Source organism: Tistrella sp. (genome assembly GCF_002684955.1).
GTDB classification, from domain to species: domain Bacteria; phylum Pseudomonadota; class Alphaproteobacteria; order Tistrellales; family Tistrellaceae; genus Tistrella; species Tistrella mobilis.
Genome location: NZ_NYWI01000076.1, coordinates 164,403 through 185,794, shown reverse-complemented (window position 1 = coordinate 185,794; position 21,392 = coordinate 164,403). Strand labels below are relative to the sequence as shown.

General features: G+C 70.1%; 20 protein-coding genes. 15 read left to right on the top strand and 5 right to left on the bottom strand.

The features are described from left to right. The first annotated feature begins 5 nt into the window (after nucleotides 1-5). The 10 genes from fliG to CMO28_RS26195 all read left to right on the top strand — a co-directional run bounded on the left by fliG (nucleotide 6) and on the right by CMO28_RS26195 (nucleotide 13,713). Complete coding sequence (fliG, locus tag CMO28_RS26240) at nucleotides 6-1,028, top strand: flagellar motor switch protein FliG (protein ID WP_014744763.1); 1,023 nt, start codon at nucleotides 6-8, stop codon at nucleotides 1,026-1,028. A gap of 44 nt (nucleotides 1,029-1,072) precedes the next feature. Then, on the top strand, nucleotides 1,073-1,780 hold the full coding sequence (locus tag CMO28_RS26235) for a FliH/SctL family protein (protein ID WP_296719364.1): 708 nt from the start codon (nucleotides 1,073-1,075) through the stop codon (nucleotides 1,778-1,780). Nucleotides 1,781-1,854: 74 nt separating this feature from the next. After that, nucleotides 1,855-2,208 (top strand): flagellar motor switch protein FliN, encoded by a 354-nt coding sequence (fliN, locus tag CMO28_RS26230; protein WP_296719361.1) that lies wholly within the window; start codon nucleotides 1,855-1,857, stop codon nucleotides 2,206-2,208. Between the two features lie 100 nt (nucleotides 2,209-2,308). Continuing rightward, on the top strand, nucleotides 2,309-3,076 hold the full coding sequence (locus tag CMO28_RS26225) for a motility protein A (protein ID WP_296719358.1): 768 nt from the start codon (nucleotides 2,309-2,311) through the stop codon (nucleotides 3,074-3,076). A gap of 115 nt (nucleotides 3,077-3,191) precedes the next feature. Then, the gene (locus CMO28_RS26220) at nucleotides 3,192-4,703 is read left to right on the top strand and encodes a sigma-54-dependent transcriptional regulator (protein WP_296719355.1); all 1,512 of its coding nucleotides are present in this window, start codon (nucleotides 3,192-3,194) and stop codon (nucleotides 4,701-4,703) included. Between the two features lie 54 nt (nucleotides 4,704-4,757). Further along, nucleotides 4,758-6,911: a flagellar biosynthesis protein FlhA gene (flhA, locus tag CMO28_RS26215; protein ID WP_323755127.1), complete on the top strand. Its 2,154-nt coding sequence runs from the start codon at nucleotides 4,758-4,760 to the stop codon at nucleotides 6,909-6,911. 85 nt (nucleotides 6,912-6,996) lie between these two features. Then, complete coding sequence (locus tag CMO28_RS26210; RefSeq protein ID WP_296719352.1) at nucleotides 6,997-8,319, top strand: hypothetical protein; 1,323 nt, start codon at nucleotides 6,997-6,999, stop codon at nucleotides 8,317-8,319. Continuing rightward, nucleotides 8,316-9,101: a MinD/ParA family protein gene (locus CMO28_RS26205; RefSeq protein ID WP_014744756.1), complete on the top strand. Its 786-nt coding sequence runs from the start codon at nucleotides 8,316-8,318 to the stop codon at nucleotides 9,099-9,101. Before CMO28_RS26210 ends, CMO28_RS26205 begins: the two co-directional genes overlap by 4 nt. Nucleotides 9,102-9,214: 113 nt before the next feature. Further along, nucleotides 9,215-13,177 carry a hypothetical protein gene (locus tag CMO28_RS26200; protein ID WP_296719349.1) on the top strand — a complete coding sequence of 1,321 codons (3,963 nt, stop codon included), beginning with the start codon at nucleotides 9,215-9,217 and terminating at the stop codon, nucleotides 13,175-13,177. A gap of 68 nt (nucleotides 13,178-13,245) precedes the next feature. Continuing rightward, nucleotides 13,246-13,713 (top strand): hypothetical protein, encoded by a 468-nt coding sequence (locus CMO28_RS26195; protein ID WP_296719346.1) that lies wholly within the window; start codon nucleotides 13,246-13,248, stop codon nucleotides 13,711-13,713. A gap of 83 nt (nucleotides 13,714-13,796) precedes the next feature. Here CMO28_RS26195 and CMO28_RS26190 read toward each other — a convergent pair whose 3' ends face one another. Further along, on the bottom strand, nucleotides 13,797-14,147 hold the full coding sequence (locus CMO28_RS26190; protein ID WP_062763881.1) for a hypothetical protein: 351 nt from the start codon (nucleotides 14,145-14,147) through the stop codon (nucleotides 13,797-13,799). Nucleotides 14,148-14,369: 222 nt separating this feature from the next. On the opposite strand from CMO28_RS26190, the gene CMO28_RS26185 reads away from it, so the two are divergent. From CMO28_RS26185 to CMO28_RS26175, 3 genes are all read left to right on the top strand, one after another. Beyond that, entirely contained in the window at nucleotides 14,370-14,657 is a 288-nt protein-coding gene (locus CMO28_RS26185) for a hypothetical protein (protein ID WP_296719343.1), read from the top strand. A gap of 28 nt (nucleotides 14,658-14,685) precedes the next feature. Further along, nucleotides 14,686-15,294, top strand: coding sequence for a TetR/AcrR family transcriptional regulator (locus tag CMO28_RS26180; RefSeq protein ID WP_296719340.1), 609 nt, complete (start codon nucleotides 14,686-14,688; stop codon nucleotides 15,292-15,294). A gap of 62 nt (nucleotides 15,295-15,356) precedes the next feature. Then, entirely contained in the window at nucleotides 15,357-16,604 is a 1,248-nt protein-coding gene (locus tag CMO28_RS26175) for an MFS transporter (protein ID WP_296719338.1), read from the top strand. A 17-nt stretch (nucleotides 16,605-16,621) separates the two neighbouring features. Here the strand turns inward: CMO28_RS26175 and CMO28_RS26170 are convergent, their stop codons facing one another. The 3 genes from CMO28_RS26170 to CMO28_RS26160 are packed head-to-tail and all read right to left on the bottom strand — an operon-like array spanning nucleotide 16,622 to nucleotide 19,731. Further along, nucleotides 16,622-17,572, bottom strand: coding sequence for an ABC transporter permease (locus CMO28_RS26170; RefSeq protein WP_014744751.1), 951 nt, complete (start codon nucleotides 17,570-17,572; stop codon nucleotides 16,622-16,624). Then, the gene (locus tag CMO28_RS26165) at nucleotides 17,565-18,557 is read right to left on the bottom strand and encodes an ABC transporter ATP-binding protein (protein WP_082828503.1); all 993 of its coding nucleotides are present in this window, start codon (nucleotides 18,555-18,557) and stop codon (nucleotides 17,565-17,567) included. Before CMO28_RS26165 ends, CMO28_RS26170 begins: the two co-directional genes overlap by 8 nt. A gap of 4 nt (nucleotides 18,558-18,561) precedes the next feature. Further along, nucleotides 18,562-19,731 (bottom strand): NEW3 domain-containing protein, encoded by a 1,170-nt coding sequence (locus tag CMO28_RS26160; RefSeq protein ID WP_296719331.1) that lies wholly within the window; start codon nucleotides 19,729-19,731, stop codon nucleotides 18,562-18,564. Nucleotides 19,732-20,266: 535 nt separating this feature from the next. On the opposite strand from CMO28_RS26160, the gene CMO28_RS26155 reads away from it, so the two are divergent. Together CMO28_RS26155 and CMO28_RS26150 are read left to right on the top strand one after the other, a co-directional pair. After that, nucleotides 20,267-20,521, top strand: coding sequence for a FitA-like ribbon-helix-helix domain-containing protein (locus CMO28_RS26155; RefSeq protein WP_296719329.1), 255 nt, complete (start codon nucleotides 20,267-20,269; stop codon nucleotides 20,519-20,521). Further along, nucleotides 20,518-20,934, top strand: coding sequence for a type II toxin-antitoxin system VapC family toxin (locus CMO28_RS26150; protein ID WP_296719327.1), 417 nt, complete (start codon nucleotides 20,518-20,520; stop codon nucleotides 20,932-20,934). The genes CMO28_RS26155 and CMO28_RS26150 overlap by 4 nt, the downstream gene beginning before the upstream one ends. A 17-nt stretch (nucleotides 20,935-20,951) precedes the next feature. Here the strand turns inward: CMO28_RS26150 and CMO28_RS26145 are convergent, their stop codons facing one another. Beyond that, complete coding sequence (locus CMO28_RS26145; RefSeq protein ID WP_296719325.1) at nucleotides 20,952-21,392, bottom strand: flagellar FliJ family protein; 441 nt, start codon at nucleotides 21,390-21,392, stop codon at nucleotides 20,952-20,954.

Here is a 21,392-nt window from a genome sequence, read left to right as displayed (position 1 = left end):
CCTCCATGGCACGTGGCAAGAGTGAACTCCGGGGGCTGGGCGGCCCCGAAAAAGCCGCCATCCTGCTGCTGGCGCTGGGCGATGAATATGCCGCCAAGCTTTTCCGCATGATGGAGGACGACGAGATCCGCGAGATCTCGCAGGTGATGGCCTCGCTCGGCAAGGTCTCCTCCGAGATGGTCGAGGGGCTGCTGGTCGATTTCGCCGAGCAGATCTCGTCCACCTCCACCCTGGTCGGCACGTTCGAGACCACCGAGCGCCTGCTTCTGGCCTCGGGGCTTGAGAAGGAGCGGATCGAGGCGATCATGGAAGAGATCCGCGGTCCCGCGGGTCGCACCATGTGGGACAAGCTCGGCAATGTGAACGAGCAGATCCTGGCCAATTACCTGAAGAACGAGTATCCGCAGACCGTGGCGGTGGTGCTCTCCAAGGTCCGGCCCGAACACAGCGCCCGGATCCTGGCCGCCCTGCCCGATGATTTCGCCATGGAAGTGGTGATGCGCATGCTGCGCATGGAGCCGGTTCAGAAAGAGGTGCTCGACGGCGTCGAGCGCACGCTCAGGGCCGAGTTCATGAGCAACCTGGCCCGGACCAGCCGCCGCGACGCCCACGAGATGATGGCCGAGATCTTCAACAATCTCGACCGTCAGGCCGAGTCCCGCTTCCTGGATGCGCTGGAAGGCCGCAACAAGGATTCGGCCGAGAAGATCCGCTCGCTCATGTTCACGTTTGAGGATCTGGGCAATCTGGCCCCCACCGGGGTGCAGACGGTGCTGCGCGTCGTCGACAAAGACAAGCTGGCGCTGGCGCTGAAGGGCGCCTCGGAAAAGATCCGCGAGCTGTTCGTCCAGAACATGTCGGAACGTGCCGGCAAGATGCTGCGCGAAGACATGGCCGCGATGGGCCCGGTCAGGCTCCGCGACGTCGACGAGGCACAGGCCTATATGGTGATGGTCGCCAAGGACCTGGCCGACAAGGGCGAAATCGTCATTGCCGACGGCAAGGGCGACGACGTCCTGGTCTACTGAGAATCCGCAGTCACGGCATCCGGCCCTGGAGGAACGGCAGAGACATGGCGGGCTACAAGAAGTTCACCTTCGACGTCAGCTTCGACGACGACATCGATTTCGGGCGGCCGCGCAAGAAGAAGCCCGAGCCGGTGGTCGAAGCCGCGCCCGTGCCGCCGCCGCCACCCCCGCCGCCGACCTTCTCGGAAACCCAGCTCGCCGAGGCCCAGGCCGCCGCCTTCGAGGAAGGCCGGCGGGCGGGTGCCGCCCAGGCGATGGCTGCGATCGAACAGCAGACCCTGCAGGCCATCCAGCGGCTGGAACGCCAGTCGGCCGAGGCGATCCATGGCTGGCACGACCGGCTGGATGCGACCACCGCCGATCTGGTCCGGCTGGCCCGCATGATCGCGGTCAAGCTGGGCTGCACCGAGGAACAGCGTCTGGACCGGATCGAGACCATGTTGCGTGATTGCATTGCCGGCATTGCCGAAACCGGCGAGGCGGTGCTGCATGTCCACCCTGCCGCCGAGGCGGTGATGAGCGCGCGCGTGGCGCCGGTGCTGGCCGAGGAAGGCGTTCTGGGCCAGTGCCGGGTGATCGCGGATCCGGGCATCGCGCCGGGCGACGCCCGGCTGGTCTGGCCGGGCGGCATGGCCGTGCTCTCGCGTGAGGACATTCTGCAGAGGATCGACGAAGCCCTGGCGGAGGCAACGGCGCCAGGGCACGGTTCCGGCATGCAGCACTTGACGCCGGGGCATGCTCCGTCCGAATGATCACCTGACCTTCTCCTTTCACCCACCCCGTCCCTCTTTCCCCCTCAACCGGCGCCGCGGCGCGGAGATCATCGATGGCCGACGACAAGGACAATCTGAGCCTCGAAGAATTCGACGGCGAACGCCGCCGGGACAGCTCGCGCGACGAAATGGACCAGCAGGTCCCCGACGTGCCGCGCAGTGCCGCCGACCTCGAAGCCGTCTATCAGGTGCCGGTGCAGGTTTCGGCGGTGCTGGGCAAGGCCACCATGCAGGTGAACCAGCTGCTGAAGCTGGGCCGCGGCGCGGTGGTGGAGCTGGACCGCAAGGTCGGCGAGGCGGTGGACATCTACGTGAACGACCGGCTGGTGGCCCGCGGCGAGGTGGTCGTCGTGGAAGACCGGCTGGGCGTGACCATGACCGAAATCATCAAGACCGATCGCGGCTGACCTTCCGGTCCGCACACCGTTCTTTTCTGACGTCAACCTCCAGCGCCTGCCCTCGCCCCCACCGCCTTCCACGTCGGACCGGACCGGAACCCAGGACCTCATGGATCTCGCAACCGTCATCGGCCTTATCGTCGGCTTCCTTCTGGTGGCGGCGGCCATCATCCTCGGCGGCTCGGTCGGCGCCTTCATCGACGTTCCGTCGATCCTGATCGTCATCGGCGGCACCTTCTTCATCACCATGGTCAACTTCTCTCTGGCCGAGGTGATCCGGGCCCAGAAGCTGCTGGTGAAGACCATGGTGTCGAAGCCGGTCGATCCGTCGAAGGCGGCGATGCAGGTGGTGGAACTGGCGGATCAGGCCCGGCGCAAGGGCGTGCTGGGCCTGCAGCAGACACTGAACCAGCTGGAAGGCGAACCCTTCCTGCACAGGGCGTTGAGCATGGTGGTGGACGGCATCCCGGTGGAGGACGTGGAGCGGATCCTGAAGCGCGACATCTCGCAGATGGCCTACCGTCATATGCAGTCGGCACAGATCCTGAAGCGGTCGGCCGAGGTGGCCCCGGCGATGGGGCTGATCGGCACGCTGGTGGGTCTGGTGCAGATGCTGGGCAATCTGGAAGATCCCAGCACCATCGGCCCGGCAATGGCGGTGGCGCTGCTCACCACCTTCTACGGCGCGGTGCTGGCGAACATGGTATTCAACCCGCTGGCGGGCAAGCTGGAACGCAACTCCATGGAGGAGCAGATGTTCAAGCAGATCTTTCTGGCGGGGGCGACCTCGATCGGCCGGCAGGAAAACCCCCGCCGGCTGGAGCTGACCCTGAACGCGATGCTGCCCCCGGCAAAGCGGATCCAGTTCTACGACTGACCAAGACGCCAGGGGCCGCCGCCCATGCGGGACGGCCCCCCCAAGACGACGAGTTCCGGTTCAAGAATGCCGGTGATGCCCCCCGGGGCGTAACGGCGGCAGGAGTAACCCCGAGATGCGACTTCTGATCATCGGTTCCCTGGGCGGCCAGATCGGCGCGGCGACGCGCATTGCCGTGTCGCGCGGCGCCAAGGTGTCGCAGGTTCCCGACGTGGAAGCGGCATTGGACCATCTGCGCGCCGGCCATGGGGCAGAGCTGGTGATGGTCGACGTCGGTCTCGACATCGGTCGCCTGGTCCGCAGCCTTGAACAGGAACGCATTCATGTCTCGGTCGTCGCCTGCGGGGTGGGGGCGGATGCCCAGGCGGCCGTGCGCGCCATCAAGGCGGGGGCCCGCGAATATATCCCGCTGCCGCCGGATCCGGAGCTGATCGCGGCGGTGCTGGAGGCGGTGGCATCCGAAGATCATGCGCTGATCTTCCGCGACCCGGCCATGGAACGGGTGGTGTCGCTGGCCGAACAGATCGCCCCCGCCGATGCAACCGTGCTGATCACCGGTGAAAGCGGCACGGGTAAGGAGGTCATGGCCCGCTTCCTGCACCGCAAGAGCCGCCGTTCCGATCAGCGCTTCGTGTCGGTCAACTGCGCCGCGATTCCCGAAAACCTGCTGGAAAGCGAGCTGTTCGGCCACGAGAAGGGCGCCTTTACCGGCGCCGTGGCCCGCCGGGTCGGCAAGTTCGAAGAGGCCGATGGCGGCACGCTGCTGCTGGACGAGATCAGCGAGATGGACCCGCGCCTGCAGGCCAAGCTGCTGCGTGTGATCCAGGAGCGCGAGGTCGACCGGGTGGGTGGCACCCGGCCGGTCAAGGTCGACATCCGCCTGATCGCCACCTCCAACCGCAATCTGGAAGACGAGGTCCGCCGCGGCAATTTCCGCGAAGACCTCTATTTCCGCCTGAACGTGGTCAATCTGCGCCTGCCGTCACTGCGCGAGCGGCCATCGGATGTGGCGGCGCTGGCCGATCATTTCGTGCAGCGCTATGCGGCCGCCAACGCCCTGCCCGACCGGCCGCTGTCGCCCGATGCGCGCAGCCTGCTGCTGACCTATGACTGGCCGGGCAATGTCCGCGAGCTTGAAAACACCATGCACCGGGCGGTGCTGCTGGCGCGCGGCACCGAGATCGGGGCCGAGGCGATCATGCTGGCCGACGGCACCAGCCTGGCGACGGCAGCCGCCCGTCGTCAGGAATTCCAGCCTCAGCGCGTCCCTGCCATGCCGCAGGCGAGCGTGCCCTCGCACAACCCCTATGCCAACCCCTATGGCGTGCCGCCGGTGGCCTATGGCCAGCCGGCGGGCTTCGCCCCGGCGGCCCCGGCCGCACCGGTCACCGCCGACGACGAGGACGCCACCCGTGCCCTGGTCGGCCGGACCGTGGCCGAGGTGGAACGCGACCTGATCATCAACACCATCCAGCACTGCCTGGGCAACCGCACCCATGCCGCCACGATCCTCGGCATCTCGATCCGTACGCTGCGCAACAAGCTGAAGCTCTATGCCGAGGAAGGCGTGGCGGTGCCGCCGCCGGCAGGCGGCGACTTCGAACGCTCCGGCGCCTATGATCGCTGATCAAGGCCGATCACACCGTGGCGGGGGATGGACGCATGACCAGGACTGCTACCGATGGCTGAACGAGGCGGTCTTCCGACACCCGTAACCGGACGCGGCCCCGGCGGCATGCCGCAGGGCGGCGGCCCGGGCGGCGGTGGCGGCGGTCTGCTCGGCCGGCTGGGCGCCATGCTCGGCAGCGCCGATCTGGTCGTCGCGCTGGGCATGCTCGGCATCCTGATCGTCATGATCTTTCCGGTGCCGACCTGGACGCTCGACCTGCTGCTGTCGATGTCGATCAGCCTGTCGGTGGTGATCCTGCTGATCACGTTGTTCATCCAGAAACCCCTGGATTTCAGTTCGTTCCCGACAATCCTTCTGGTCTCGACGATGTTCCGCCTGGCGTTGAACATCGCCTCGACCCGCCTGATCCTGAGCCATGGCCATGAAGGCACGGCGGCGGCCGGCCAGGTGATCGAGGCCTTCGGCCAGTTCGTGATGGGCGGCAACTTCCTGATCGGCGTGGTGGTCTTCATCATCCTGGTGCTGATCAATTTCGTGGTCATCACCAAGGGCTCGGGCCGCATCGCCGAAGTGTCGGCCCGCTTCAGCCTGGACGCCATGCCCGGCAAGCAGATGGCCATCGACGCCGACCTCTCCGCCGGGCTGATCGACGAGGCGACCGCCCGCACCCGGCGCAAGGAACTGGAAGACGAAAGCACCTTCTTCGGTGCCATGGACGGTGCCGCGAAGTTCGTGCGCGGTGACGCCATCGCCGGCCTGCTGATCACCGTGATCAACGTGGTCGGCGGCATCATCATCGGCACGGTGCAGCAGGGCATCAGCTTCGACGAAGCGCTGCGCAGCTACACCCTGCTGACCGTCGGCGACGGTCTGGTTTCGCAGATCCCTGCCCTGCTGATTTCCACCGGCGCCGGCCTGCTGGTCACCAAATCCGGCATCATCGGCACCGCCGACCAGGCGATCATCGGCCAGCTGGGCCGCTATCCGAAGGCGCTGGGCGTCGCCGCCGGCCTGCTGCTGTTCATGGGGCTGCTGCCCGGCATCCCGACCGTGCCCTTCTGGGGCTTCGCGATCGTGCTGGGTTTCATGACCTGGCGGCTGATGAAGCGCGGCCAGCGCCTGGCGGTTGAAGCCGCCGAGGCAGAACTGCCGCCGCCGGCGGTGCCGATGGACGAGCCGATTTCCTCGGCGCTGCACATCGACCTGGTGCGCATCGAGCTGGGCTACGGCCTGCTGCCGCTGATCTCGGAAGAGCGCGGGCACCGGCTGACCGAACAGATCAAGGCGCTGCGCCGCCAGATCGCCGGTGATCTGGGCTTCGTGATGCCGGCGGTGCGCATCCAGGACAACATGCAGCTGCCTGCCAACACCTATGTCCTTCGGGTGAAGGAGATCGAGGCCGGGCGCGGCGAGCTGCGGCCCGCCATGCTTCTGGTGATGGATCCGCGCGGCGAGCCGATCTCTCTGCCCGGCGAAGAGACCACCGAGCCCACTTTCGGCCTGCCCGCGAAATGGGTCGACGAGACCCGGCGCGAGGAGGCGCATTTCCGCGGCCTGACCGTGGTCGATCCGGCAACCGTGCTCACCACCCATCTGACCGAGATGGTGAAAGAGTACATGCCCGAACTGCTGTCGCGCCTGGAGACCCAGAAGCTGCTCGACGATCTGGGCCCCGATCACCAGAAGACGGTGGCCGAAATCGTGCCCAGCCAGATCACGGTGGGCGGGCTGCAACGGGTGCTGCAGAACCTGCTGCGCGAACGCATCTCGATCCGCGACCTGCCGACCATTCTGGAAGGCGTGTCGGAAGCCTGCAGCTATACCCAGTCGGCCATGCTGATCACGGAACATGTCCGCGCCCGCCTGGCCCGCCAGATCTGCGCGTCGGTCATCTCGGAACAGGGCTATGTGCCGATCGTGACGCTCTCGCCCGACTGGGAGCACGCCTTCGCCGAAAGCCTGGTCGGCCAGGGCGACGAGAAACAGCTGGCCATGGCGCCGACCAAGCTTCAGGAGTTCATTTCGCGTGTCCGGCAGAGCTTCGAACGTCAGGCGATGCTGGGTGAGACACCGGTGCTGTTGACCAGCCCCATGATCAGACCCTATGTCCGTTCAATCATCGAGCGCTTCCGGCCCATGACCGTGGTCATGTCCCAGAACGAGATCGATTCCCGCGCCCGCATCCGAACGGTGGCCCAGATCTGATGAGTTTGCTGTCGACGTCTCAGCTCCGACGCCTTCGGGCCGGTGACCGCCGGACAGCCATCGACCGGCCCCGGGAGGTCTGCCCATGCGGCTGAAGACCTTCCAGGCCCGCAACATGGCCCAGGCGCTTGCCGAGGTGCGCAAGGTGCTGGGCGAGGACGCGATCATCGTCGCCACCGTGCCGGCCGAAGACGGCCGCGGCGTGGTGGTGACCGCAGCGGTGGATGGGGCCGCGCGATCCTCGGTCGCCACGCCCGCCAGCCTGCCTGCCGCCGTGCCGGCCGCGGAAGCGGTGCTGGCCGAACGCCGGGCCGCTGCCGGCCGCAGGCGCCCGGGGGCGGCCGAAATGCCCTTGCGCAGCGGCCCGCGCGCCGTGCCGCCGGTGGCACCGCCCCCCGATCTGCCGCCCGCCTCGCCCCCGGCGCGGCCCGTGCTTCGCAGCCGCGCCGATGATGTCGACGACGAGATCGAGCTGGAGTTCGAGCGCGAGGAAACCGCATCGATCACGCCGGCCGCCGCCGCGACCGCCCGCCGGGAAGCCGCTGCGGCAGAGGAGGATCCGGAGACCGTCTCCAAGGCGGTCTCGCCCGAACTCGCCCAGATCGAACGGGCGCTCGCCTTCCATGGCATCGGCGGCCAGGCCGGCCGGCGGCTGCTGGCCATGGTCCGCGAACGGCTGCGCGCGGGCGAGGCACCGGACAGGGCGCTGGCCCAGGCGCTGGACCGGGTGGTGGGTTTCGACCCGCTGGGCCGCACGGCCGGCCGGCCACAGGCGCTGGCGCTGATCGGGCTTGCCGGTGCCGGCAAGACCGTGACCGTCGCCAAGCTCGCCGCCCGTGCCCTCACCCAGGGCCGGCGGCTGACGGTGGTGACGGCCGATACCATCCGCGCCGGCGGGGTGGAACAGCTCGCCGCCTATACCGGCCTGCTCGGCATCGATCTGCTGGTCGCCGGCTCGTCGCGGGAACTGGCCCGCGTCGCCGCCCGTGCCCGGGCCGACGCGGCGGGAGAACCGATGACCCTGCTGGTGGACACCGCCGGCGTGAACCCCTTCTTCACCGAAGAGACCGAGGAACTCGCCACCCTGATCGATGCGGCCGAACTGGAACCCGTGCTGGTGCTGCCGGCCGGGATCGACCCGTTCGAGGCCGCCGACCAGGGGGCCGCCTTCTCGGTGCTGCATCCCAGACGGGCGATCTGCACCCGGCTCGACGGTGCCAGGCGATTGGGCGCAGTGATCTGCGCCGCCGCCGCGGCACGCGTCCGGCTGTCGGAGGCCAGCGTGACCGCTCATGTTTCCGAAGGACTGAACCCGTTGAGCGCGACCGGGTTGGCGCAACTCTTGCTTAGAGATCCGCTGAACCTCCGCCCCGCCAAGCTCGACCGAGACGCCGAGATCCGCCCATGAACGTCGACCGTTCGGTTCACATACATCCCGCCGCGAAGCTGCGCGCCCGCAACGTCGTCGCCATCGCCTCCGGCAAGGGGGGCGTCGGCAAGACGTGGTTCTCGATCACGCTCGCCGGCGCGCTCGCCCGCCGCGGGCGGCGGGTGCTGCTGTTCGACGGCGATCTGGGCCTCGCCAATGTCGACGTCCAGCTGGGGCTGACGCCGCCCACCGATCTGGCGGGTGTCGTCACCGGCCGGATCGGCTTTGCCGAGGCGATCAGCAGCTACGAGGCCGGCGGCTTCGACATTCTGCCCGGCCGCTCGGGGTCCGGCTCGCTGGGCCGGCTGCCGGCGGAACGGGTCGCCATGCTGCGCCTCGGCATCGTTCAGGCCGCACGCCAGTATGATACCGTGCTGATCGATCTGGCCGCCGGGCTCGACCAGTCCGTGCGCGCGCTGGCCGCCACCGCCGGCACCGCCCTGGTGGTGACCACCGACGAGCCGACCTCGATCACCGATGCCTATGCCTTCGTGAAGGCGATGCTGCGCGACAACCCCGAGGCCGACCAGCGGATCGTGGTCAACATGGCCGACAGCCAGGCCGGCGGCTTCCGCACCTATGAAACCCTGCGCAACGCCGCCCAGAACTTCCTGGGCGTCGCGCCCAGGCTTGCCGGCATCGTGCGCCGCGACAAGCTGGTGCGCGAGGCCATCCGCCGCCAGACGCCGCTGACCATCCGCCATCCCAACGCCCCGGCGGCCATGGACGTCGACAAGATCGCCGGTGAACTGACCCTCTGACGGAATACAAGGCCGACAGGGCGTTTTCTGCACGAAACTTGCGTGGCACCCGGCAAGACTTGCCCTGACCCGGCAAAATCTGCCGGGTCATCCGCGCATCCGCCCGGGACGCCATGGTCGAGATCATCCCGCCTGCCATCCCTGCCGCCCTGATCCGCACCTCCGTCGACGGCCGCCCGGCCGGTGGACGAGAGGGGGCGACGGGGCGTGACGGCGCGGGCCAGCGACGCGCGCCGGATCAAGGCCAGCCTTCCCAGACCCCGGCGGGCGATCCCGGCCGGACGGGGGGCCGGCAGGACGGCGCCGTGCAGCGCGACGCAACCGGCGGCCGCAACCCCGGCACCGGCGACCAGCCGCCCGGCCAGCTTCCCCGCCGCCCCGGGGACGCACCGCCCCCCGATCCGCGCAGCCCCGACGGCCGGGCCGCCATCACCGCCGATGGCCGGCCCGTCCGTCAGCAGGGCACAACCGGCCTCCAGGGATCCGAGACCGGCCGCCCCGGCGATCCCCGCCTGACCGGCCCCGACGGCACGGCCCGCATGGCGGCCACGACCGGCGGGTCCGAGGTCCGCCAGCCCACACCGCCCGAAGACACCGCCGGCCGGATCGCCCTGCCGGTGGTGCTGCGCGGCCGCGACGAGGCCGGCCGGCCGCTGGTCCGCACCCCGCTCGGCCAGCTGGCCCTGACCGCGGCGCCGCGCGACGGCACGGCGCCCGCCTCTGCCCCTGCCTCCGCCACGGCAGCCACCTCCGCCCCCTCGGCACGGGCCGCGCCGCCTGCCGCCCCGGCGCCCTCTTTCGCCGCCGGCCTGCTCGCCGATGACGGGATTCTGGCACGGGTGGACCATGCCTCGGTCGGCCGCCTGCCCGATCATCGCGGCCGGGTGCCGGTTACCCTGCTCGATGCCGCCGGCCGCGCATTGGTCGAGACGATGGGCCTGCCCACCCCCGATCCCGACATCCCCGAGACAGCCGCAACACCGCAGCGCGACCGCGCCCTGCTGGCGCTCCGCCTGTCGCCGCCGCTGCCCGACCCGGCCGCGACATCCCGGGCCGCAACATCCTCGGCCGCGACGACCCTGGGCGGAACCACCGCCACGGCGCCCCGGCCCCAGCCGACCGGCATCGACCCGGTCGCCCGGCTGGTGGAATGGGCCGCCCGCGCACCGGCCGGCACCGGTCTCACCCTGCTGTCGGTGGAACTGCCGGCCCCCACGCCCGGACGGACGGCGGCGGCAACGGCGCCCCTCCCCGGCCAGGCTGCGCCGGCGCCGGGACCATCGGGCCAGCCTGCCTCACCCCAGCCTGCCTCACCCCGGCCTGCCTCACCCCAGGCTGCGCCATCCCAACCGGCCCCCTTCCTATCGACACCATCCCAATCGACACAGCTCCAATCGATGCCGGCTCAGCCGGCACCATCGCAGCCCCTGCCGACCGCAGCATCACCAGGCAGCCCCGCGCCCGCCCCCCCGGCGCCGACAGGCTCGCCATGGCCTGCAACCGGCAGCACGCCGGCGCCTGTATCCTGGCCGCCGGCCGGCCCGACCGGCACCACGACCGGCGCCACGTCGATGCCGGCCCCTCAATCGGGTCCGGCCACGCCTGCCATCCCCGCACCGGCGCCGGCCCTGCCCGGTGCAGCGGCACCCGCAGCCGCGCCGCCACCGCATCTGGCAGCACCCGATCCCAGCCCGATGCAGGCCGGCGCCTGGCAACAGCCCGCGCCCGCGACGGGCTGGCAGGCCGATCATCCCGCGGCAGGCCCGCTGCCGCCCCGCATGCCCGCCCCCCTGCCATCCGATGGCCGGGCACCGGCGCCCGCGGCCGGGCCGCAGCCATGGACATCGACGCAGCCGCCGCAGCCGCCAGCCCCCGCGGGCAGTGCGACCGCCTGGCTGGCGCAGCTCCCCGAAGCGCCCCGCGCTGCCGGCCCGACATTGCCGTCTCCGCCATCCGCGCCCACCGGCACACCAGCGGCTGCGCCGCCATCGCCAGGCCTCGCCCAGGGGCCACAGGTCACGCCGGAAACCGCACCAGGGCCGCAGCCCGCGGCGCCGGGCCGGCCGGCCGTGGCAACGCCCGAAACCGCCTGGCGCCCGGCATCCCCCGCGCCGCAAACCCCGGCCTGGGGAGCCCCGGCGCCGGCCATGTCCGCAGCGCCGTCGCCAGAGGCTGCACAGCCCCCGCCATCCGCCGCCCGCCCGCCGCAGGCACCACCGCCCGTGCAGAGCCCGTTCACGACAGCCTCCGTACCGGAGGCACCCGCCGCTGGAACGTCGCATGTCCAGGCGCCACCTGCCGCGGCTGCCAGCGCCGGTGCTCCACCTGCCGGCGCCGCGCCTGCCGCGACGGCCACCTCGGCCGTGACCCAACCGACGGTGCCGCAGCCTGAAGCGGCCATGCCGGCAGACCCCGCCGTTCAGCCGTCGCCGGCCCAGCGCCCCGCCCCCGCAGCCCTGCCGGCCGACGCAGCCGCCCCGCGCATGCCCGGCCCGGCCGGACCTCCCGTCCTGCCGACGCCGGAGGCCGCGGCCCATGGCGGCGATCCGACCCGGCATGCCGCCAGCCCGCCGGCCCAGCTCCCCTCCACGCGAGCCCCCTCCACGCCGGCCCCGTCCGTCCAGGCCCCATCCGTCCAGCCACCGCCAATCCAAGCCTGGCCCGGCACGGCCCCGACCACCGGCGCGACGGTCCCCCATGCGGAGCCGACCGCATATCAGACCCCCGCCCAGGCACCGGCGTCCCAGCCCCGTCAGCCCGATTTGCCGCGCCCGGCGCCGCCGCAGCCGCAGGCGTCGGCGGCCGGGTTCCAGCCGCTCAACGTTCCGACGGGCGGGTGGCCGGCAGAGGATGGGGCGGCACCGGTGGCCCGGCCGCTCTGGGCACCGGCGCCCGCACCGGCGGCGCCCGTGCCGGCAGCGGCCCCCCTGCCGACCTCCCCGGCGCAGCCCGCCGCCTCGACCACAGCCGTGCAGGCGGGGCCCACCGCCCCCATGCCGGCCGATCCTGCATCGACGATGGCCGCCGATCCGGTCGCGGCCGGCGAGGATCTGGCCGGCGCCCGCGAACTGGCGCAACGCACCCGGGCGCTGATCCTGGCCGAGGCCGGCCGCAGCGCCCGCATCCCTGCCGACGATGCGCCGCCGGTCCGCCCGGCCCCCGAACACGGGCCCGAGGCGAGCCGTGTGACCGGCGTGGTGCTGGGCCGGGACGGCAATGGCCGGATGCTGGTCTCCCCCGCCCTCGGCCTGCTGTCGATCGACCGGCCCGGGCCGTTGCCGCCGCCGGGCACGCGGCTGGCGGTGGTGGTGGCGCCCGAAGCCCCGCCCGCCGGCCGCAGCGGTGCCACCCCCGGCGGCGCACCTGCCGTTCCGCTTCCCGGAACCGCGGCACCGGGCGACTGGCAGTCCCTGGCCGATGCCGCGCGACTGATCGCCACCCTGCATCCGGCCGCGGCCGAACGCCTGCTCGCCCCCGTGCTGCCCACACCCGGCCGGGATTTCGCCGCCAATCTGATGATGCTGATGAAGCAGGTGCTCTCAGGCCACCGCCCCGCAGCGGCGGACAAACTCGCCGACGAGTTGAACGAGATGGACGCCGCCGACACGGCTCGCGCCGTGCTGTCCGAGTTCGACGGCGCCGGCCGCGGCGCCCAGACGTCCGCCGGCCCGGCTTTGGGCGGTGAGTGGCGCAGCGTCCAGATCCCGAGCTGGGCCAATGCCACCGTCATCCCGGTGCAGATCCACATCCACCAACCCCGCCGGGATGATGACGGCGCCGGAGAAGGCGGCGGACGCGGCGACGGCATCTGCCGTTTCGTGGTCGAAACCCGGCTCAGCCGGCTGGGCGACATCCAGCTCGACGGCCTGGCGGCTCCCGGCCGGGTCGACATGGTGATGCGCACCGCCCGCGCCCTGCCGCCCGGCACCGCCGCGGCGCTGGCGCGGGTGATGGACGACGTCCTCGCGGTCTCGGGCCTGCAAGGTGGTCTCGCGATACGAACCGAGCCACCGATGCGCCTGCCCGCCCATGCACGCCCGGCGCCGCGCCCGGACGGCAGCGGCGTGGTCGCATGACCGGCCCGATCGCGCTATGATGGCTCATCCGGTCTCATCCGAGGCCAGGCCTCACGAGATCCGCCGAGATGTCCGACGACGACACCCCGCCGGGCAGTGACCCGGAGCACCCGATCAGCTCGCTCGACCGCCGCTGGCAGGCGGTGGGGGAACGGCGCGCGCATCTGGTTACCGCCGACAACCCGGCGATCGCCCATGACTATCTGGTCGAACATCGCGGCCGGCTCAAACTGCGCTTCTCGGAAGACGGCCCCCCCGCCACGGTGCTCTGGCGCCTGCGCTATGTGCCCGACCGCCTGGTTCTGCCGCGCCACGCGCTCGACACCTACATGACCCACCTCGCCGCCACCCCCTGGCCGCTCCCCGAAGCGGCCGCCGCCGCCGTCATCGCCGATGTCGGCAGCGAGGTCATGCCCCGCTTCCTCCAGCTGGTCCTGCTGCTCGACGCCACCTCGGGCGGCCTGCGCGTCACCTTCGAGGAACGCCGCCCGAACTGGTCCAACCCCGCCCTGATGGCGCGGTTGGCGTTGCTTTAGGACAGTCCTGCAGCGTGGTGGAGACGCCTCCCCTCAGAGGCCAAAGGAAGGCTGATCGCCAAGGCCATCCGGCCGGCAGCCTTCTACGCTCCCCGCCTCACATCCCACGCCCCACTCGCCTCGTCATACGTCACCAGGCAGTTCCCGGTCAGCGTGATGACCAGCCGGCCGTCGTTGAGGCTGTAGGACACCAGCCGCGGATGGCCGTCGACGATGTTGGCCAGGATCCAGCCGAAGCTCCGGCCTTCGGCCAGTGCGTCGCGGCAGCGTTCAAGCAGAACCTCCGGTTTGCCGAGACTGCGAAGACCCTCGACCAGCAGACGGCGGATGGCCTCCGCTTCGCTCACCTCCCAGCGCGCGGCGGCCCGTTCGATGTCGGCAGCAACGTCCGCCGGCAGCGTGAAGACTTTGCGGATCGGCTTGTTCGGAGACATCGGGATCGATCACCTGCGTAACGGAGGGCTTGCATAGCGGCATGATCAGGCGCACTATGCATCTATGTGATGCATGCTGCATCATACGGACCAGTGGAGTTTATCGTATCGCAGCCCGGCCGGCAGCGGAAACCGCAGCCGACTGCGGGGTTTCGTCCACGCATCGACACGGGAGAAGGTCGGATGTCCTGCGCGGTTGCAGAACTTGCTGCCGAATGGGCCATGCTCGACGATCACGTCGCAGCCCTCTGGATGACAGAGGATGGCCCCTCGCCGCTTTTGCTGGACGAACGTCGCCTGACGATCGAAGCTCAAGCCGTGAAATTGACCCCGCAATCAGTTGCCGGGGCCATGTTCATCGCCTGGCTGGTGGGTCTGCACGCGTCGATCGCCAATGACGAGGATGCCGGCCAGGATGAACGCAGCCGCCACCTGGAGGCAGCCGTCACCGGCTCTCGCAGTCTTGCCCGGTATCTGGCCGGCAGGCTGCCGCTCCCCGAAGCGTCGTAGGCGCCTCCCTCCCGAAAGCCCCGCCCCCATGGAAAACACCACCCGCACCACCATCATCGAAGCCGCCGAAGCCCTGTTTTATGAACAGGGTCTGCGCAGTGTCAGCGTGGATGCGATCGCCGCGCGGGCCGGTGTCACCAAGCGGACGCTGTACTATCATTTCGACAGCAAGGATGCGCTGATCGCCGCCTATCTGGCCGCGCGCGATGCGCCGACGGTGGAGCGGTACCGCAGCTGGCTGGGGCCCGATGACCGGCCCTTGCCCGATCGGATCCTGGCCATGTTCACGGCGCTGGCCAATTCTGCGAAGCGGCCCGGATGGCGGGGTTGCGGCTTTACCCGGGCGGCGCTGGAGATGGCCGGCCAGCCCGGCCATCCGGCCGTGGTGATGGCCGCCGATCACAAGAAGAGGTTCGAGGCCTGGCTGGTGGAAGAGCTGACGGCGGGCGGCGTTGCCGACCCCGATCTGGTCGGCCGCCAGGGCATGATCCTGCTGGAAGGCGCGATCGTGCACACGCTGATCCATCGCGATACCGCCTATGCCCTGGCCGGCGGCCGGGCGGCGGCGGTGCTGGTCGCCTGCTGCCTCCCTGCGGCGGCGCCGACCGCAGCGCGGGAACTGATGTATACCGACTAGTGAGTTTCCAGGGCGGGGGGCGGCTCTATCGTGAGGGGATGTCTTACGAGGAGGACGCCCCCGTGCCACACGCCGCTGCACGATCCTGGACCCCGGCGCTGATCCTGTCGCTGGTCGCCGCCGGTATCATCCTGTCGCTGTCCATGGGGTTGAGGCAAAGCCTCGGCCTGTTCGTCGAGCCGATGGTGCGCGGCACCGGCATCACCGTCGCCACCTTCGGCTTCGCCATGGCGGTGCAGAACCTGGCCTGGGGCATCGGCCAGCCCTTCATGGGCGCGCTCTGCGACCGCTTCGGCGGCCGGCTGGTGGTGCTGATCGCCGCGGCACTCTATGGTCTCGGCCTCTATCTGGCGGCGAGCGGCAGCCATGTCGGGCTCTATCTGGGCGGCGGGCTGCTGATCGGGCTTGCGGTCGCCGGCACATCGCATGGCGTGCTGGTCGGCATCGTCTCGCGCCTGGCCAGCCCGGCGGTGCGGGCAACGGCGGTGTCGATCCTGGCCGCCACCGGATCGCTCGGCACCTTCGTGATCGCACCGGCCGCCCAGGGCATGATCGATCGCTGGACCTGGCAGGACGCCATGATCGGCCTTGCCCTGCTTGCGGCGCTGATGGCGGTGGTGACGCTGCTGTTCCGGCGCGGCCCCGCCCCCGCACCCGCCGCCGCGGGGGCCGCGCCGCCGGTCAATGCCCGGGCGGCGATCGGCCAGGCGCTGGGCAACCGCACCTTCATCATCACCACCATCGCCTTCTTCGCCTGCGGCTTTCAGCTGATCTTCATCGCCACCCATCTGCCGAATTTCATCGGCATCTGCGGCCTGCCGCCGATCGTGGGTGCCCAGGCGATCGCGCTGATCGGCATCTGCAATGCCTTCGGCACGCTGGGTGCCGGCTATCTCTGCCAGCGCTGGGGCAATCGCAACGTGCTGGCGCTGATCTATCTGCTGCGCACCGCCGCCATCGCCGTGTTCTTCGTGGTGCCGGTCAGCGTCGAGACCACGCTGATCTTCGCGGCCGCGATGGGGGTGCTGTGGCTGAGCGTGGTGCCGCCGGTCAGCGGGCTGATCAACGGCCTGTTCGGCCCGGCCAATTTCGGCGCGCTGTTCGGGGTGATGTTCCTGAGCCATCAGGTCGGCGCGTTCCTGGGTGCCTGGCTGGGCGGGCTCAGCTTTGAATGGAGCGGCAGCTATTCCACCGGCTGGGTCAGCCTGATCGTGGTCGGCACCATCGCCGCCGTGCTGCAGATGACCGCGGGTGACGAGGAAGACGGCCCGGCCGGCACCACGGCCGGCCGGGCTGCCCTCAGATCCTGATCTTCGGATCCGGTGACCTATGCCCTGATCTCCTGGCGCTGGAACAGCACATAAGCCGCGGTGAACAGCAGGATCATCGCGGCGATCAACCCCGACATCTGCGGCCAGACGATGGCGAGGCTTTCGATCGTCGGCAGCGGGGCGCCGAGCAGCGCGCCCCGCAGCTGGTCGATGAACAGCGGCCCCACCGACCGGGCCGCCGGGTCGAGCAGGATGGCGGTAATCTCGCCATAGAGCGTCTGAGGCGAGAGCCGCGCCACCGCCTGCTGGGTCTGGAAGGCATCGATCAGCGACATCGGGTTCAGCGGATCGACCGGCGAAATCGCCGAGGCGACCACCGGTGCGATCATGCCCCAGAACACCGACAGCACCAACCAGATGGAGAGGGCCGCCAGCGCCGAGGTGGCGGTGGAGCGGATCACCGTCGACAGCGTCATCGCCAGTGCCAGCCAGACCCCGGCATAGGCGATGGTCGCCACCAGATAGGCCAGGCCGCGCAACACCTCGGCCCCCGTGGGCGGCAGCCCCAGGAACAGGATGCCGAGCCCCGTGGTGCCGAGCCAGAGCGTCACCATCGCCACCGCGATCACCAGCAGCCCGCCGAGGAATTTGCCGAACAGGATCGCATCGCGATAAATCGGCTGGGCGAGCAGGCGGCTCATCGTCCGTCGGCCGTGTTCGGCATTGATCGCATCGAAACCGAGGGCGATCGCCACCAGCGGCAGCAGGAAGCCGAGCAGCCCGGCAAAGGACGGCACCGGCTGGCGGGCGGTGGTGAAGAGTTTCAGGAACAGAAACGTGTCGTCGGTGGCCCCGGCACGGATGGTGCCGATCGCGCCATAAAGCGCGCCGGCGGCCGTGAGCAGCACGAGCAGCATGATCAGATGCAGCCGCGCCCCGGTCATATGGTCGGCCGCTTCCTTGAGCGCGATCGTGCCGACCCCGGTGAAGGGAGATCCCTCACGCATCTCTGTCCGCCTCCTCGAAGAACCGGCCATAGGCCTCGTCCAGCCGCACGCGCCTCAGATCCAGCGTGTGGAGCGCGATGCCGGCCTCGACCAGCCGCCGGGCGATCGCCGCCCGCAGATCGGCACGGGCCTCGATCTGCCAGCCGCCATGGGCCGTGGGGATCACGGCTTCGATGCCGTCGAGCCCCGACAGCAGGCCCGGCAGGTCGCCGGCATCGGCCTCCACCTCGATGACATAGACCCCGCCGCCGATCCGCGCGGCCAGCGCCTCCACCGTGCCGATGAAGCCGATCCGGCCGCGATTGAACAGGGCCACCCGCGTGCACACCGTCTCGACCACATCCAGCATGTGAGACGAGAGCAGCACGGTCATGCCATCGGCGGCGAGGCTGCGGATCAGCGCCAGCAGCTCGCGGGTCGATTGCGGATCCAGCCCCGAGGTCGGCTCGTCCAGGATCACCACCCGGCAGTCGCGCATCAGCAGTTCGGCGATCCCCAGGCGCTGGCGCATGCCGCGCGAGAAGGTGGAGACCCGCCGGCCGGCGACCTCCACCAGCCGCACCCGCTCCAGCGCCGCCAGGATCCGACGGGCGGCCTCTGACCCGTCGATTCCGGCGAGGCGGGCGGTATAGGCCAGGTTCTCGCGCGCGGTCATCGCCTCGTAGAAGCCGACCTGGTCGGGCAGATAGCCGACCCGCCGCTTCACCGCCAGCGGTTCGCGCAGCGGGTCGTGTCCCAGGATCCGGACCTGGCCGGCGCTGGCCTCGGTCAGCCCCAGCAGCATCAGGATGGTGGTGGTCTTGCCGGCCCCGTTGGGGCCGAGCAGGCCGACCACCTCGCCGGCACCGACCTGAAGGTCGATACCGGCGACCGCGACCGCCGCGCCATAGCGTTTGACCAGGCCACGCGCCTCGATCACCGGCGGCCCGGCCGGGGTGGCTGCGATTGCACCACCCTCGGGCCGGGATGAAAATTCGGGCGTCATCGCCTCACCTCCGCCCATAGCGCAGCACGGCACCGGCCAGCACCAGCACCGCCACGGCGATCACGCCCAGGCCGATCATCCCCCAGAGCGTGGAGGTGGTGACGGTGGTGCGGAACTGCACCGATTGCGAAAGACTGCCGCTGCCGGCGCGCACGCCGACCACGTAATCCCCCGCCACCGCCTTTTCCGACGGGGTGATCCTGACCGCCACCTGGGCGTCGGCGCCGGGGGCCAGGCTCGGGATCTGCTGCGGCGCGAATTCGACTTTCCAGCCCGAGGGCGGGGTCGCCGACATCTCCAGCCCCTCGGCCGGAGCCGAGCCGGTATTGGTGACGGTGAAGGGGAATTCCGTCTGCTCGCCCGCGACCACATCGCCCGACAGCCGTTCCTGCGGGCCCGAAATGGCGAGGTCGGGCTGGCCGGTGATCTCGATGCCGAGATCGGTGGCGGCGCTGACCTCGCCGCCGGTCACCGCGACCTTGACCGGATAGCGGCCGGCCGGGGCAGTGCGCAGCGGCACCACCTCCAGCGTCAGGGTCTCGGACGCGCCGGGCTCGATCGGCAGGCCGGTGATTTCTTCGGTGCCGTAGCCGCGCTTGAACCGGGTCTGGAAACCGTCGGGCGCCCGGGCCGACAGGTTGAACAGGCCCCCCTCGCCGCTCTGATTGGTCACCTTGATCCGGAAGCTGAAGGTGGTGCGCGCGGTTCCGCGGAGCGCCGGCAGTTCAGGGGCGAGTTTCAGCCCGCCACCCGCCGCATCCGACAGCCGGATGGTCAGCGGCAGGGTGGTGGTCTCGCCGCCATGGCGGGCATTGACCGCAAGCGGCACCGGCGCCCTGGCGCCGGTCTTGGGCGGGGTCACCTCCAGCGTGATCCGCTCGCGGTCGTCGGGGCCGACCATCACCGCGCCGATCTCGCGGCCGCCGCCTTTCAGGGTGGAGGTCCAGCCCTCGGGCAGGCCTGAGACGTCGAGTGTCGCGCGTTGCGGCGGCAGGCCCTGATTGCGCAGGGTCAGCGGGATCGAGGCGGTCTCGCCCGGCTTCACCGCCAGATCGGGATAGGGGGTGGTCATCCAGAACCCGTCGGGCCCTGAGCTGGTCTCGGCCGAAGCCGCCATGGGTGCGATGGCGGCGGGCATCAGCAGCGCCGCGATCACCGCGGCGCGAAGGAGCATCGTCTTCATCATTCTCTTCGCCGGAACGGGGGCGCAAGGCGCCGCCCCGGGCATATCCGCCTCCCTCCACGCGGATATGCCGGTCTCTCTCTGCCGAAGATCGGGCAGCCTGAACGGGGCGCACCCCCGCATGGATCAGGCAGACCGGACCCCCGGCCCCCGCCGACACCGTGGCACGGCCGGTGCAGACCCGGCGGCATCACGTGCCGGCCCTGGCGCAATCGGGCCATGCAAGACCCGATCCCGCAGGATGGTGGTCAGGCTGTGCTGTGAATGACGGTGCCGCCGGGCGTGGCCTTGCCGGACGCGATGCGGCTGACGACGCAGTCGTGCGAGGGACGGATTTTCATGCCCATCTTCCTTACGCTGGACGACGATGTCGTGTGCGACGGATCTGTTGTCCGCCACGCCGGCAAGCGTAGGCAGATGCGGGGTGGGGTTCAAGTGTTTCCGGGTGGAAAGTGGCGGGACTTGCAGGCGGATCACAACGGGGCCATCTTTCTCTTCGACCACAACGAGATGCGATGACCCCGCGATGGCAACCCTGACCGTCAATGATCTGCCCGACGAGGTGCACAGTGCTTTGCAGGCCCAGGCGTCCAGACATGGCCGCACAGCGGAGGCCGAAGCTCGTGACATTCTGGCCAGGGCCGTCAAGCACACACCGCCACTGCGTATGGGAGACGCTCTTGCGGCGCTCGGGCGGGAGATCGGCCTGAGTGATCAGGATATCGAAACCATTCAGAATGGCCGGAACAAAGCACCCGCGACACCGGTTTCATTTGAATGATCCTTCTGGACACAAACGTCGTCTCGGAGGCGATGAAACAAGAACCTCACCCCAGGGTGAAGGCGTGGCTGAATAGCCAACCGTCCGGCACACTTTATCTGTCCAGTGTTACCATAGCCGAGCTCTTGTTCGGACTGGCAATATTGCCGGCCGGACGACGTAAAGATGCGCTCTCGCGCACCTTCGACGGTCTCCTGACGCTTTTCCGGGGGCGCGTCCTCGACTTCGATGCCCAGTCCGCCGCCGCCTACGCCCGCTGTGCCGCAGCCGCCCGGGCAGCGGGGCGTGGATTCCCCATCCCTGACGGCTTCATCGCCGCCATTGCCGCGACGCACGGGCTTACGGTGGCCACGCGCGATACGGCCCCGTTCATTGCCGGCGGTTTGGCCGTCACAGATCCCTGGCAAGCCTGAGACAGCCGGGCCGCGATTTACTCCCCCTCCTCCGCCGCCTTGCGCCGGAAGCCGGCCATGCCGATTTCGTCCATGCGGTCGGTTTCGCGCAGATCTGCCTCGTGGGCGGCGCGGGCCAGGCGGTTGTCGCGGGCGATTTCATAGCGCTTCACCGTGCGGAAGGCCTCGGCCAGGTCTTCGAGCGCGCGTTCGCGGGCCTTGCGCAGAAGGGTCAGATGCCGGGCGATCTCTGCCCGCTTCCGGTCGACCCGGCCGGCATAGGCGACCCAGCCGGCGATCATCGCCGGGTCGTTGCCTGCCGCCGCCTTTTCGGCCGCGACCTCAGCGACCAGCCTGGCGTCATCGGCCTCGATCGCGGTGATCTGGTCTTCGACCGCGGTGACGTTGCGCCGGGCGGCATCGACGCCGTTGCGGGCCAGGCGGATCAGCCCGTCGAGGGCCTTGACCGGGTTCGCCAT

Coding starts and splice junctions, on each gene's coding strand:
- fliG (WP_014744763.1), top strand. CDS start 6: ATGGCACGTGGCAAGAGTGAACTCCGGGGGCTGGGCGGCCCCGAAAAA.
- CMO28_RS26235 (WP_296719364.1), top strand. CDS start 1,073: ATGGCGGGCTACAAGAAGTTCACCTTCGACGTCAGCTTCGACGACGAC.
- fliN (WP_296719361.1), top strand. CDS start 1,855: ATGGCCGACGACAAGGACAATCTGAGCCTCGAAGAATTCGACGGCGAA.
- CMO28_RS26225 (WP_296719358.1), top strand. CDS start 2,309: ATGGATCTCGCAACCGTCATCGGCCTTATCGTCGGCTTCCTTCTGGTG.
- CMO28_RS26220 (WP_296719355.1), top strand. CDS start 3,192: ATGCGACTTCTGATCATCGGTTCCCTGGGCGGCCAGATCGGCGCGGCG.
- flhA (WP_323755127.1), top strand. CDS start 4,758: ATGGCTGAACGAGGCGGTCTTCCGACACCCGTAACCGGACGCGGCCCC.
- CMO28_RS26210 (WP_296719352.1), top strand. CDS start 6,997: ATGCGGCTGAAGACCTTCCAGGCCCGCAACATGGCCCAGGCGCTTGCC.
- CMO28_RS26205 (WP_014744756.1), top strand. CDS start 8,316: ATGAACGTCGACCGTTCGGTTCACATACATCCCGCCGCGAAGCTGCGC.
- CMO28_RS26200 (WP_296719349.1), top strand. CDS start 9,215: ATGGTCGAGATCATCCCGCCTGCCATCCCTGCCGCCCTGATCCGCACC.
- CMO28_RS26195 (WP_296719346.1), top strand. CDS start 13,246: ATGTCCGACGACGACACCCCGCCGGGCAGTGACCCGGAGCACCCGATC.
- CMO28_RS26190 (WP_062763881.1), bottom strand. CDS start 14,147: ATGTCTCCGAACAAGCCGATCCGCAAAGTCTTCACGCTGCCGGCGGAC.
- CMO28_RS26185 (WP_296719343.1), top strand. CDS start 14,370: ATGCTCGACGATCACGTCGCAGCCCTCTGGATGACAGAGGATGGCCCC.
- CMO28_RS26180 (WP_296719340.1), top strand. CDS start 14,686: ATGGAAAACACCACCCGCACCACCATCATCGAAGCCGCCGAAGCCCTG.
- CMO28_RS26170 (WP_014744751.1), bottom strand. CDS start 17,572: ATGCGTGAGGGATCTCCCTTCACCGGGGTCGGCACGATCGCGCTCAAG.
- CMO28_RS26165 (WP_082828503.1), bottom strand. CDS start 18,557: ATGACGCCCGAATTTTCATCCCGGCCCGAGGGTGGTGCAATCGCAGCC.
- CMO28_RS26160 (WP_296719331.1), bottom strand. CDS start 19,731: ATGCTCCTTCGCGCCGCGGTGATCGCGGCGCTGCTGATGCCCGCCGCC.
- CMO28_RS26155 (WP_296719329.1), top strand. CDS start 20,267: ATGGCAACCCTGACCGTCAATGATCTGCCCGACGAGGTGCACAGTGCT.
- CMO28_RS26150 (WP_296719327.1), top strand. CDS start 20,518: ATGATCCTTCTGGACACAAACGTCGTCTCGGAGGCGATGAAACAAGAA.
- CMO28_RS26145 (WP_296719325.1), bottom strand. CDS start 21,392: ATGGCGAACCCGGTCAAGGCCCTCGACGGGCTGATCCGCCTGGCCCGC.